This is a genomic window from Rhizobium sp. PL01 (genome assembly GCF_033447125.1).
Lineage (GTDB): Bacteria > Pseudomonadota > Alphaproteobacteria > Rhizobiales > Rhizobiaceae > Pararhizobium.
Map to the genome: position 1 here is coordinate 179,813 of NZ_JAWQUM010000014.1, position 13,290 is coordinate 193,102.

At 59.3% G+C, this 13,290-nt stretch carries 10 protein-coding genes and 1 pseudogene; 7 read left to right on the forward strand and 4 right to left on the reverse strand.

The genetic code is table 11. From position 1 onward, the window contains the following. Positions 1–348: 348 nt before the first annotated feature. Entirely contained in the window at positions 349–1,542 is a 1,194-nt protein-coding gene (locus tag R6X40_RS27620) for a hypothetical protein (RefSeq protein ID WP_318417912.1), read from the forward strand. A gap of 77 nt (positions 1,543–1,619) precedes the next feature. Here the strand turns inward: R6X40_RS27620 and creD are convergent, their stop codons facing one another. Further along, positions 1,620–3,068, reverse strand: coding sequence for a cell envelope integrity protein CreD (gene creD, locus R6X40_RS27625; RefSeq protein ID WP_318417914.1), 1,449 nt, complete (start codon positions 3,066–3,068; stop codon positions 1,620–1,622). Between the two features lie 189 nt (positions 3,069–3,257). After that, positions 3,258–5,048, reverse strand: coding sequence for an aspartate--tRNA ligase (aspS, locus tag R6X40_RS27630; protein WP_318417915.1), 1,791 nt, complete (start codon positions 5,046–5,048; stop codon positions 3,258–3,260). A 440-nt stretch (positions 5,049–5,488) separates the two neighbouring features. Between aspS and R6X40_RS27635 the strand changes: the two genes are divergently transcribed. The 4 genes from R6X40_RS27635 (at position 5,489) to rnd (ending at position 10,543) form a co-directional block, all read left to right on the forward strand. Continuing rightward, on the forward strand, positions 5,489–6,439 hold the full coding sequence (locus R6X40_RS27635; protein ID WP_318417917.1) for a diguanylate cyclase: 951 nt from the start codon (positions 5,489–5,491) through the stop codon (positions 6,437–6,439). Positions 6,440–6,580: 141 nt separating this feature from the next. Beyond that, positions 6,581–7,813, forward strand: a complete 1,233-nt coding sequence (locus R6X40_RS27640) for an MFS transporter (protein ID WP_318417919.1) — start codon at positions 6,581–6,583, stop codon at positions 7,811–7,813. Positions 7,814–7,908: 95 nt separating this feature from the next. Continuing rightward, the gene (locus R6X40_RS27645) at positions 7,909–9,312 is read left to right on the forward strand and encodes a multicopper oxidase family protein (protein ID WP_318417921.1); all 1,404 of its coding nucleotides are present in this window, start codon (positions 7,909–7,911) and stop codon (positions 9,310–9,312) included. An 85-nt stretch (positions 9,313–9,397) separates the two neighbouring features. Further along, positions 9,398–10,543 carry a ribonuclease D gene (rnd, locus tag R6X40_RS27650; protein WP_318417922.1) on the forward strand — a complete coding sequence of 382 codons (1,146 nt, stop codon included), beginning with the start codon at positions 9,398–9,400 and terminating at the stop codon, positions 10,541–10,543. A 9-nt stretch (positions 10,544–10,552) separates the two neighbouring features. Here rnd and R6X40_RS27655 read toward each other — a convergent pair whose 3' ends face one another. After that, a complete protein-coding gene (locus R6X40_RS27655; RefSeq protein ID WP_318417923.1) occupies positions 10,553–10,960 on the reverse strand; it encodes a DUF2000 family protein in 408 nt (135 codons plus the stop codon). Between R6X40_RS27655 and R6X40_RS27660 the strand changes: the two genes are divergently transcribed. Then, entirely contained in the window at positions 10,959–11,867 is a 909-nt protein-coding gene (locus R6X40_RS27660; RefSeq protein WP_318417925.1) for an AraC family transcriptional regulator, read from the forward strand. The genes R6X40_RS27655 and R6X40_RS27660 overlap by 2 nt on opposite strands. A gap of 92 nt (positions 11,868–11,959) precedes the next feature. Beyond that, the gene (locus tag R6X40_RS27665) at positions 11,960–13,045 is read left to right on the forward strand and encodes an adenylate/guanylate cyclase domain-containing protein (protein ID WP_318417927.1); all 1,086 of its coding nucleotides are present in this window, start codon (positions 11,960–11,962) and stop codon (positions 13,043–13,045) included. Here R6X40_RS27665 and R6X40_RS27670 read toward each other — a convergent pair. Continuing rightward, a pseudogene (locus R6X40_RS27670) lies at positions 13,042–13,290 on the reverse strand (serine recombinase); the annotation flags it as partial. The gene R6X40_RS27665 and the pseudogene R6X40_RS27670 overlap by 4 nt on opposite strands.

A 13,290-nucleotide genomic window follows, 5' to 3' on the forward strand; every position in this document is an offset into this window, starting at 1 on the left:
CGTCGATGCGTGGCCTCAGGTTAAAAGCTCGCAAGCTCTCCGTCTGACACCAAATAGGGCGGCAACTGCAGCATCCACCGAATCAACACTTGCACCGCGCACCTAAAAACACGCCTGAATTGTGAGAATTGTTTACAAGGTTGCGGGTTCACCTCGCATTTGGCTTGCCTGGAAAGTACTCCAGGATGCATGAAATGGCGTTCCACGAACAATTTTCGTCCCAAAATCGGATAGCGGCACGAAACATGACGCAGCGAAGCAATTCGAATATATTTCGGCCTTAATCCGTATTAGAAATGCCCACGAAATTAGACCTTTACTTAGACCTTTCCAACGAGGAACCACTCCATGATGCCTACCCGCAATCTCCGTCTGATGCTGGCGAGCGCCGCTTTTATCGGCCTTTCCGCTCCGGCCTTCGCGCTCGATGGCGCGGACCTCGTCACCAAGCTGAACGCTGCCTATGCAGCCAACGGCGCGACCGTTGCCTATGAGAAAGTTGCCGTCGATGGCACGACCGTGACGCTCACGGGCGTCAGCGTCAAATCCACGGCTGCTCCCGGCAAGGATTTCAAGATTGGCGACGTGACGCTCGAGGGCGTCGAGGAAACCGACGGCGGCGGCTACTATGCCGAAACTGTCACGCTGCCGGATGTCGACATCAAGGAAGCCGAAGCTGCTGTCACGGCCAAGGACATCACCATCGGTGGCCTCTCCATCCCCGGCAATCCGGCAGGCGGCACGATCAATGATATCGTCCTTTACGAATCCGCAGGCACCGGCCCGGTGACGGTCACCGCCAAGGGCAAGCAGGTATTTTCGATGGACGAATCGGAAGCCAACCTGACGAAGCAGGAAAGCGACGCCGGTTTCGATTTTGACGCGACGTTCTCCGGCATCAAGGCCGACCTTTCCGACGTCGAGGACGCCAAGTCGAAGGATGCGATCGAAAAGCTCGGCCTGAAAAACCTTGCCGGCGAAATGACGATGAAGGGCAGCTGGGAATTGGCCACAGGCAATGTCTCGCTCGAGGAATATGCCTTTGACTTCGCCAATGTCGGCCGCCTTGCGCTCTCCCTGGACATTTCCGGCTACACGCTGGACTTCATGAAGTCGGTCCAGGAAGCCATGAAGGCCGCCGAAGCCAACCCGAACAAGGAAGAAGCCAACCAGGCCATGGGCCTGTCGATGATGGGCCTGATCCAGCAGCTGACTTTCAACAATGCTTCCATCCGCTTCGACGATGCGACGATCACCAAGCGCGTTCTTGATTATATCGGCTCCCAACAGGGCATGTCCGGCGATCAGCTGGCGCAGTCGCTGAAGGGCATGGTTCCCTTGATGATGGCGCAGCTCAATGTTCCGGAACTGCAGAACCAGGTCTCCACGGCCGTCAACAGCTATCTAGATGCACCCAAGAGCCTGACAATTGCCGCCGAGCCTGCCAGCCCGGTTCCCTTCCCGATGATCATCGGTGCCGCCATGGGCGCTCCAAACACGGTCCCGAGCGTGCTCGGCGTCAAGGTCACAGCAAACGATTGATCGTTTCGCTGACCTCAAGATTGAAAAGGCCCAGCGTTTGCGCGCCGGGCCTTTTCTGTTTCCGCTCAAATCCTGGATCAGGCTTGAACGGGTTTCCGTCCAACCCCGGACCAATCGATATTGCGGGTCGAGAACATCGTCGCCGCGATGGTGACGAAGGAGATCAGGGCGCCAGCCAGCAGTGCATATTCGTCTTCGCGCAGGATCAGGTACATGACCGCATAGGCAAGCCCCAGCGCGAAGGCGAGGATCGCGCCGCGCCGTGTACTGCCTGTAACTGAGCCAACATAGCTGGAGATCAATCCGGCGGTCGCAAGCGACGCCAGCAAATAGGCAATCTCGAAGCCGGTATGTTCGGCGAGCGCCAGAAGCAGGACATAGAACACCACCAGAGCAAGTCCGGTCAGCACATACTGGATCCAGTGAACCTTGCGGGCGCTCTTGATCTCCAGGATGAAGACCGCGAGGAAAACCACCGAGAAGAAGCCGACCGAATATTTCAGTGTCCGGGCGACGACCTGATAGAACTTGACCGGTTCGACCATGTTGACCGTCATCAGGCTGTTCGACAACGGCAGGACGGAACCGGAGACCACGCGATCGACACCGCGAGCGAGATAGGGGATTGTCCACCTCGCCGAAAACCCCGTGCCGTCGATCGATTTTTCCTCGGGCAGGAACAGTCCTTCGAAACCGGGATGCGGCCAGTTGGCTTGCACAGCGAGATGCGTCGTCTGACCGGCTGGAGCGACGGCAAAGCTACCGGAACCGTTGAGCGAGAGATCCACCGAGAAGCCGAACCCGCTTTCGACAAGCGCCCGGCCGATGGGACGGTTCACCCCCGATTCCAGTCTTGCAGGAGAGCCGTATGGTTCCACTGAGCCCAGCGCCAGCGTCGAGATCGCCTTCATACCGGGGTCGAACGGCATGAGCGGCCCGCTGTCAATACTCACACCGGCATCGGAGCGGATGCCGGTGATATCGGCGATGCTCATTACCAGCATCGCCCGGTCGAGATCGGGCTTGCCCTCGATCTGCTTGAGGTCGTCGATCATGCCCGAAGCAAACTTGCCGGTGATGGCGATCTTGGCGTTGTAGACTGGCAGGGTATAGATCGAGAGCTTGCGTTCTTCGGTCGAAAGCTTCGAATCCACGCTCAGGGTTTCCGGCATCAGCAACGCCCATTCAGTGACCGTCTGCCAGACAATGCGGCCATCGACCGTCTGGTTGCGGTTGACCTCGAAGGGAACGGCAACATAGGGGCCGTTGAGAACCTGCGACCCTCCCCAGCCGTTGGCGATACGGGATGAGACTTCCTCGGCCCGGCGGCCCCGCTCCTCAACAAGCCCCCAGACCAGCAGCGTCGGAATCAGCAGCGCCATCGAGATGAACCCGATCATGATGAACTTGACGCCGGGTGATGACAGGACGGTGCGAAACGATCCTGGCTGCGTGGTGCTATCGGATTGAAAAATTGCTTGGCTATCGCCGGAACTGTCTTCCGGACGTAAATCACTATCGGCCATGTCCAAACCCCCAGACATTGAAACCGGCGGAAATGTGCCGGCACCACTATCGTTAAGAGTGCATTAAGGCCGATTGCGCGCGAAATATCGCCGCTTTGTGGGTGGTTTTCGGGCAAATTGCGGATACGAAAAACCCGGCGATCTGGATCGCCGGGTTGATCAAATCCAATCGGAAGAGGACTGGTTTATTTAGTCTTTCTTCAGCGGCGGGATGACCCGCAGCGACAGTTCCAGCAGCTGCTTCGGCATGGCCGGAGCCGGTGCGTTCATCAACAGGTCCTGCGCCTGCTGGTTCATCGGGAACAGCGTGATTTCGCGCAGGTTTTTAGCTCCGAGCAGAAGCATGACGACGCGGTCGATACCGAAGGCGCAGCCACCGTGCGGAGGTGCACCATACTGGAAGGCGCGGTACATGCCGCCAAAACGCTCTTCAACGTCGGTCTGGCTGAGGCCGACCAACTCAAACGCCTTGACCATCAGTTCCGGCGACTGGTTACGGATCGAACCCGAGGCGATTTCGAAGCCGTTGCAGACTGCGTCATACTGATAGGCCTTGATCGTCAGCGGATCCTGGGTCTGCAGCGCCTCAAGACCGCCCTGCGGCATCGAGAAGGGGTTATGGGCGAAATCGACCTTCTTGTCTTCCTCGCTCCATTCGTAGAACGGGAAGTCGATGATCCAGCACAGCTCGAAGCGCTCGCGGTCGACGAGGTTCAGGTCCTCGCCTGCCTTGGTGCGGGCTTCGCCTGCGAACTTGTAGAACTTCGACGGCTCACCGGCGACGAAGAAGCAGGCATCGCCAGCTTCGAGGCCGAGCTGGGTGCGAACCGCATCGGTGCGCTCTTCGCCGATATTCTTGGCAAGCGGACCGGAGCCGGCAGTCTTGCCGTCTTCGTCCTTCCAGAAGATGTAGCCAAGGCCGGGCTGGCCGGTAGACTGTGCCCAGGCATTCATACGGTCGCAGAAGGCGCGCGAGCCACCGGTCTTGGCCGGGATCGCCCAGACTTCAACCTTCGGGTTGGCGGCGATCATGCCGGCGAATATCTTGAAGCCGGAACCGGCAAAATGTTCGGTGACATTTTCCATGACGATCGGGTTGCGCAGGTCCGGCTTGTCGGAGCCGTATTTGCGGATGGCTTCGTCATAGGGGATGCGCGGCCATTCCTTGGTGACCGGCTTGCCTTCGGCAAACTGCTCGAACACGCTGGTCATGATCGGCGCCATCGTATCCCAGACGTCTTCCTGGGTAACGAAGCTCATTTCGAGGTCGAGCTGGTAGAATTCGCCCGGCAGACGGTCAGCGCGCGGGTCTTCATCGCGGAAGCACGGGGCGATCTGGAAGTAGCGGTCGAAACCGGCCACCATCAAAAGCTGCTTGTACTGCTGCGGTGCCTGCGGCAGCGCAAAGAACGTGCCGGGATGAATACGGCTCGGCACGAGGAAGTCGCGTGCGCCTTCCGGCGAAGATGCCGTCAGGATCGGGGTCGAATATTCAGCAAAGCCGGCCGAGTTCATGCGCGAACGCATGTCGGAAATGATCTGGCTGCGCTTGACGATGTTCTTGTGCAGCGTTTCGCGGCGCAGATCGAGGAAGCGATACTTCAGGCGGATGTCTTCCGGATAGTCCGGCTCGCCGAAAACCGGCAGCGGCAGTTCCTTGGAAGCGGAGAGCACTTCGATCTCGTGGGCGTAAAGTTCGATCTCGCCGGTCGCCATATGCTTGTTGACGGTCTCGTCCGAGCGCGCCTTCACAGTGCCGTCGATGCGGATGACCCATTCGCCGCGTACCGTCTCGGCGGCCTTGAAGGCCGGTGAGTCGGGATCGACGACGATCTGCGTCATGCCGTAATGATCGCGAAGATCGATGAACAGCAGGCCGCCATGGTCGCGAACGCGGTGGACCCAGCCGGAGATACGGACAGTCTGTCCGACATCGGTTTTGCGGAGAGCGGCACAAGTGTGGCTGCGGTAACGGTGCATGATATTATCCTGGAACCAAGGGGCCGCGCGGCCACGCAAAAGCGCGCTGCGGCAGCGTCAAAATCGGGCGGAAAAGCGCATGACGAGGCCGATTTGTCAAGGCCGGGGACAGATTCAACGGCCGTACCATCGCTGTTGAGCCCGGCAATCCGGCTGCTCGCCCAGAACAATCATCCGCCTGCGATGGACTGTTGAATAACATTCTCCTCATTCGGAGTTATGGGAAAAACCAGCCCGCCCTGACCATCGACAGCAGGAGTGAATGACCAGTTTTCACATTGATGTGTCACGGCTGTGTCACGATCGCTTGCTTGAGAGCGGTGTTCTTGAGTGTTTTGAAGGAATTTCAGCTTAGCATCAATACAAGCGATACAGTACGTTACAGAAGGGATGCACAATCCCTGCCATGAAATGGATGATGATCGTTGGGAACAGGAATCATGACCGTCTCGCCAAGTCTTCTCGCGCTGGCCACGCCCAAGGAAAGCGGCACGCTTTTCTCCCGCGAGCAACTTTATTTCATCCTGTCGGCGCTGCCTGACCCGGCCTTCATCCTGACGCGTAGTGGCCGCTATGCTGCGTTGTTCGGTGGATCCGATCATCGGTATTACCATGATGGCCGTTCCCTCGTCGGTCAGAGCGTGTTCGACGTTCTGGCTGACGACAAGGCACAATGGTTTGCCGGAGAAATCCAGTACGCGCTGGAATCCGGTGTCCTGCACATCGTTGAATACAGCCTTTCCGGCAGCGACGTGAAGGGCTTGAAGGATACAGGGCCTGATCATCCCATCTGGTTCGAAGGGCGCATACAGGCGCTCGATTTTCCAGTCGAGGGAGAAGATGCGGTGGTCTGGGTTGCCAGCAACATCACCGAAAAGAACGTTATCGAAACCCAATTGCGCCTGCAGAGCGAAACGGATGCCCTGACAGGGCTTTTCAACCGGCGAAAGCTGATGGACGTTCTCGACGCTCATTTTGAACGATTTCACCAGAACGATCAGCCCACCGTCGCACTGATGTTCGATGTCGATAATTTCAAGCGTGTCAACGACGCGTATGGTCACCCTGTTGGCGACAGGGTTCTCGTCTCGATCGCCAATGTGTGTCGAGAGGTCCTGCGCGGCACCGATTTCGCCGCGCGCATCGGCGGTGACGAGTTTGTCATCCTGATGCCATCGATGCGGCTTGCCCATGGCCAAATCACCGCCGATCGCCTGCGCCAGCGCATCTCGGCCGGGCTGGCAGAAACGCTCGGCCATTCCATTGCGATCAGTGGCGGCATCAGCGAATTCTCCCCCGCCGACAGGACGTGCACCGATATCCTGAAACGTGCTGATGATGGTCTCTACCGTTCAAAGCGGGCCGGCCGCAATCAGATCACCTGCGTTTGAAGCGCAACTCCTCAATTTGCCAAAATCTCTCTCAAACGACAAAAATAGGCAAAGTCCGCCCTGTCTTCACACATGCCGGAGCGTTACACAGGCAACTGGCACTCAAAACGTCATCGAGTCGCCGCGAAATCCGGAATTGTCATGTCGCAGCTTCGCCCCCTCATCCCTCTGCTCATCACCGCCGGCATCCTGATTGGCGGCAACGGGCTGCAGGGGACCTATATTTCGTTGCGCGCCTTGCAGGAGGGCTTTTCGACATCGCTGATCGGTCTTGTCGGCACCGGCTACAATATCGGCTTTGCCATTGGCTGCATCTATGTGACGCGCATCCTGCGCTCGATTGGCCATATCCGGACATTCTCGGCGATGGCGGCGATTGCGTCGGCGGCCTCGCTTGCCATGGTGCTTTTGATCGATCCCTGGTTCTGGTTCCTGATGCGATTGATTGCCGGCATCTGCTTTGCCAGCCTCTTCGCCACTGTCGAAAGCTGGCTGAATGCCCGGGTCAACAATTCTAACCGCGCCCGTACGCTGTCGATCTACCGGCTGGTCGATCTCGGTTCGGTCACAGCTGCGCAATACCTGATCCCGACCGTCGGCATCGATGGTTTCCAGCTGTTTGTCATCGTCTCCATTGCGCTGACCTTGTCGCTGGTGCCAATCTCCTTTGCCGACCGCTCCAGCCCCGGCGCGCCAGAGGCAATCAAGTTCGATATCAAGGCGCTGTGGAATATCTCGCCACTCGCCACGATCGGCTGCATTGTCGTCGGCCTGACCAATTCCACCTTCCGCTCGCTTGGCCCCATCTATGCCGAGGGCATCGGCCTGTCGATCACCGCCATTGCCACCTTCATGAGCGTCGGCATCATCGGCGGCGTGGTGCTGCAATATCCGCTGGGCCTCTACTCCGACCGCTTGGACCGGCGGCTGATTATCCTGTTTGCCACGTTCGGCTCGCTGCTCGCCGGGCTTTTTCTCGCCTTCTACGCTGGCAGCGACGAATGGCTGAATTTCATCGGCATCTTCATCTTTGGCGCCTTTGCCATGCCGCTCTATTCGCTCTGTTCGGCCCATGCCAATGACCACGCCGCTGAGGGCCAACACGCATTGGTCTCGGCCGGCATGCTGTTCTTCTGGTCGTGCGGCGCCATTATCGGACCGCTGTTTGCCTCCTTCATGCTGGATATCTTTGGGCCTCAGGCGCTGTTCATCTATACCGCCGCAGTCCTTGCCGCCTTCATGCTCTACACCCTGCAGCGCATGACGGCCCGAGGTGCTGTGCCTGCCGGCGAACGCTCGATGCGGTTTCGCAACCTTTTGCGCACCTCCTCCTTCTTCAACAAGCTGGCGGCAAGACCCGAGGACAAGAAGTAAGGGCTCGGCAGCTGCGGCAAGATGCGCGCAAATGCCAATTGCTGAACATCGTCATCAAGTTTAAACGGGGACATCTCAATTCCGGAATTATGCCCATGCCGATCATCAGCCGCCGCACACTTCTGAAAGGATCGGCTGCAGCCGCAGCCTCCTTCGCCATCGGCGGTGGGCTTGCAGCCCGTAATGGCATTGCAGCCCCGGCACCGCTGCTGCTCAAGGCCCAGTTTACCGAGGCAAAACTGGCCAGTGACGGCATCACTCCGAAGATCATGACGTACGGGACCAGCGAGACGCCCGCGGCCGGCATGCCGCCGGTGATCCGCATGAAAAAGGGAGAGCGCTTCGCCGCACGGCTGGTGAATGCGCTGGACGAACCGACGACGGTCCATTGGCATGGCCTGCGCATTGTCAACGCCATGGACGGCGTGCCGGAAATGACCCAGCCTTACGTCTATCCCGGCGATGGTTTTGACTATGCCTTCACGCCGCCGGATGCCGGCACCTTCTGGTATCATCCGCATTGCAATACGCTGACCCAGATGGGCCATGGGCTCACCGGCGTGATCGTCGTCGAGGATCCCACTGATCCGGTGTTCGACGCCGAGATCGTGCTCAACCTGCGCGACTGGAGGCTCGGCACCGGCGGCGCCTTCATCGCACCGTTCAAGCCGCGTGATGCAGCGCGTGGTGGAACCTATGGCACAATCCGCACCACCAACTGGACGCAGGCACCGAGCTACGACGCACCGGCAGGCGGCCTCGTGCGTATCCGGATCGCCGCCACCGACGTGACGCGGATCTATTCGCTTGCCGCGGAAGGCGCACCCGCTTTGGTAATGGCACTCGACGGCAATCCGGTCGAGGCCCCCTACCCGCTGGAGCTTCTGGACTTCGGCCCGGGCCAGCGCGTCGAACTCGTCGTCCGCATGCCGGATGATGAAGGCACCGAGGTCAAGCTCGGCAATTTCCGCGGCTCCAGCCCCTTCACGGTTGCGACCCTGCGTGCGACCGGCACCTCGCTGAAGCGCGATATCCGCGATGTGAAGCCGCTAGCGGTCAATCCGATCGCCGAAGCCGATCTATCAACGGCCGAGCGCATCCCGCTCGATTTCACCGCAACGGCCGAACATGCGCCGGTTCCCAGCATCTGCGGCACCATTGGCTACACATTCTGGGCAATCAACAAAGTGCCGTGGCAGGGCGATACGCCGGATCCCGGAGCGCCGGTTTCCGAGTTGAAACTCGGCAAGAGCTATGTGCTTCAGGTCAGGAACCGCACCCCGCATGCGCACCCGATCCACCTGCACGGCCTGAGCTTCCGCATCCTCAGTTCGAACAAACGAACCATCCTGCCCCCACCGACGGACACAATCCTGCTACTGCCGGACGAGCAGGCCGAACTCGGTCTCGTCGCCGATAATCCCGGCGACTGGCTGCTCCATTGCCATATCATCGAGCACCAGAAGACCGGAATGTCGGGATATTTCCGCGTCGTTTGAGCTTTTTTCGTTGTGGCACCGGGCGCGAAGGGATACATCGGGTGAGTTTTAACGGCCGCATTTCCGCCACAGTGATTGAAGTTTGATGATCGAGACAACCGCCGAACTTGCCGCAGCCTGCGAAACGCTGGCCAGCGGGGAATACCTGACGATCGATACGGAATTTCTCCGCGAGACGACCTTCTGGCCGCAACTGTGCCTGATCCAGATGGCTGGACCGGACATTGCGGTCATCGTCGATCCGATGGCCAAGGATATCGACCTTGCGCCGTTCTTCGAGCTGATGGCCAATACCAGCGTCGTCAAGGTGTTCCATGCGGCCCGCCAGGACATCGAAATCATCTATAATCTTGGCAAGCTGATCCCGCATCCGATCTTCGATACGCAGGTTGCTGCCATGGTCTGCGGCTTCGGCGATAGCGTTTCCTATGATCAGCTGGTCAGCCGGATCAAGAACGTCCATATCGACAAGTCCTCGCGCTTCACCGACTGGAGCCGTCGGCCCTTGTCTGAGAAGCAGCTCGACTACGCGCTTGCCGACGTCACCCATCTGCGCGATGTCTACCTGCACCTGAAGACCGAGCTTGAGCGCGAAGGCCGCTCGCTGTGGCTGACTGAGGAAATGGCAATCCTCGAAGCCAAGGAAACATATGACATCCACCCGGATGACGCCTGGCAGCGCTTGAAGATGAGGCTGAAGAAGCCGATCGAACTGGCCGTCCTGCAGAAGGTTGCCGCCTGGCGCGAACGTGAGGCACGCAGCCGCAACGTCCCGCGCGGCCGTATCCTCAAGGATGACGGTCTCTACGAGATCGCCCAGCAGCAGCCAAAGGATGTGGATGCGCTTTCCCGTCTGCGCACTATTCCCAAGGGCTGGGAGCGCTCTGCAGCAGGCACGGCGATCCTCGAAGCGGTCAACGCAGCGCTTGAATTGCCGAAGGCCGACATGCCGAAGCTGCCGCGCCAGAACCAGGCAGCCGAAGGCGCCCAGGCCGCCACCGAAATGCTCAAGGTGCTGTTGAAGCTGATTGCGGAAAAGCAGGGCGTCGCCGCCAAGATCATCGCCAATAGCGAGGATCTCGATCGAATCGCCTCCGAAGGCCCGAAGGCCGATGTTGGCGCCTTGAAAGGCTGGCGGCGCGAACTGTTCGGCGACACCGCGCTGAAGCTGATCAACGGCGAAGTTGCTCTGCGTTTCGTCGATCGCAAGATCGAAGCCGTCGAGCTTTAAGACACTCCACTAGGGGTGCATCTTTGCACCCTTGGTGATCTTGTCGGCGATCTTCTTGTCGGCGTGGAGCGCGATACCGACAACCTTCGCATCGTCAGGGCCGAACCGGGCAAACACCTCGCGATTGGCTGCATCGTTGCCGGTCGAAAACATCTCCTCGACATAGAGCGAGGTCTTCACCTCGCGTTCCAGCGCCCGGCGATGGATGGTGCCGATAGTCTTTTCGTCGGCGGACAGCACGATGACCGGCTGGATGCTCAAGGGATTGTAGACGTTGCCATCGGCATCGCGGTAGACTTCGCCGATAATGCCGGGCTTGTCGGCAACAATGCCGCTGGTCAGGAACGCGGTCACGTTCAGCTTTTGCCAGACGGCCAGATCCTCGCGCAGCACGATTGCAAATTTGGTATCGAACATGAATGCCAACTCCACTTTAGGAAACAGGACGCTTGCAGCGCCCGGCGCTTCCATAGCCCGTAGCCGCGGCGATGATCTTGAACGTTTGTGCGCGCCGGCTTTGACGGACAGCATCAAAGTCGCCCCCGTCTCCAGCGGCATAGAGCGGATCGAAGCCAATTTTCACGGCAATGCCTTCGAACCGCATCGCCACGACACCTATGCACTCGGCCTGACACTTCAGGGCGTGCAGGCCTTCCGCTATCGCGGCATCGTTCGCTACAGCCAGCCCGGCAATATCATCGTGCTGCATCCGGACGAGGTTCATGACGGCGGCGCCGGGACGGAAGAAGGCCTGCGCTACCGGATGATGTATCTGCCACCAGAAATGCTGATCGAGGCTCTGGGAGAACGCCGCCGTGGCCTGCCCTTTGTCCCCTCACCCGTAATTGCCGACCGGGCTTTTGCCGCCAACCTTTCGGAAGTCATGCAGGACCTCGACGGCGAGATCGATGGGTTGCAGATCGACGGCGTGCTGACCGGGATCGCCGACGCACTGGTGCGGCATGCAGACAACCCAGGTACCGCGTCCAGCCGGAAATACGACCACGCGGCCATCCGGCGCGCCTGTGATTACCTGCAAGCACATTCGGACCAGCAGATCGGCTCCGGCGAACTCGAGGATGTCAGCGGCCTCGACCGATTCTCTCTTGCCCGGCAGTTCCGCGCCAGCCTTGGTACCAGCCCGCATCGGTATCTGGTAATGCGCCGGCTTGAAAAGGCGCGCGGGATGATCGGTAGCGGCCGGAGCCTTGTCGATATCGCGCTCGAAACCGGGTTTTCGGATCAGGCGCATTTTACCCGGCATTTCAAGAGGACCCATGGTATGACACCAGGCCGCTGGGCAAACCTATGTTACAGGACGTGACACCGCCACAGAGCGTTACACGAAATACCTTGACCGATAGCCCCCAAGGGAAACAATGCCGTCGAGCCTCCGAGGTGGAGCGGAGCTGATTCATGAGAGAAATATCCCCGACAGAGAACTGGCTATTGATCACACTCGGCATGGCGTTGAGCGGGGTGATCTATGGCCTGATCGCCTTTCCCGGCGAACCGCTGATCATCGGCGCGGTCTTTGCCGTGTTCATGGGGGTGCCAATGATAGCTTTCGAGCGCCGGATTCTGTTCCGTCCGCTCTACAGGCGGATCGAGCGGCTTCCGACATTCGCCTATATCCTCGTGGCATTGGTGATCTACGAGATACTGATGAGCGTTGGTTATGCGGCGGCGGCGCTTCTGATGTGGTCGCTGCGGTTTATCGAGCCGGAATCGCTGACAGACATTCTCGTCATGCCATTCCATGTCTTCCTCTACGCGCTGGCTGTCTGCGCATTGATCGTGTTCATCCTGCGTGTGCGCGACCTGCTCGGCCGTCAGGTCTTCACCAGCATGCTGATCAGCCGTTACCGGCGGCCGGTGAAGGAGGAGCGTGTCTTCCTGTTCATCGACCTCGCCGATTCGACAGCCTTTGCCGAAAAGCATGGCGACCTGCGCGCGCAGGAATATCTGAAAGCCCTGTTTGCCGCTTTTGCCGAACCTGTCCGGCGGCACAAGGGTGCGATCGACGATTATGTCGGCGATGCGGCGATCATCACATGGCCGCTGGAGAGAGGCGTCAAATTTGCGCGCTGCGTTCGCTGCGTCTTCGATATCCTCGACGATATCGAAGCCAATGCAGCCACCTGGCGCAAAAACTTCGGCCAGGCGCCCCGGCTGCGGGCGGCCCTGCACGGCGGCTTCATCATCACTGCGGAAATCGGCGTCGATCACCACAAGATCACTTTCTTTGGCGATACGGTGAACACCACCGCACGGCTGGAATCCCTGTGCAAATCTCTGGGCAGACAAGTGCTGATCTCGACCGAACTCGCGCAACGGATCAAACTGCCGGAGACCATCGAAATCGAGGATCTCGGCGATCATGCCGTCAAGGGCCGCGGCCAGGTACTCGGCGTCATGGCTTTGAAACAACAGGAAAAGGTCGAGATGGCTCCGGCTTTCGACCTGCGGGCAGACCTGAGTCATTGTGCACTCCTTCTCTAAGTATCTGTAAACATTGGAAGCGTCTCCGCGTCAGCAATGCGACACGGGCGGCCCTTCCGGGCTATCGCGGCTTGGACCGCCGCAGAAGCGAGGTCGCTGGCCCGGATTTGATACGGCGCGCCAGGGACCACCTGTTCGGCAGCCAACACCTTTGCCTTGATCAAGTAGCGTATCCGATGGTTGGTCACGCCAAGGGCCGCCGCGGCCTCGGTCATGGTCAGCCAATTGCCGTCCTTCTCGGCTGA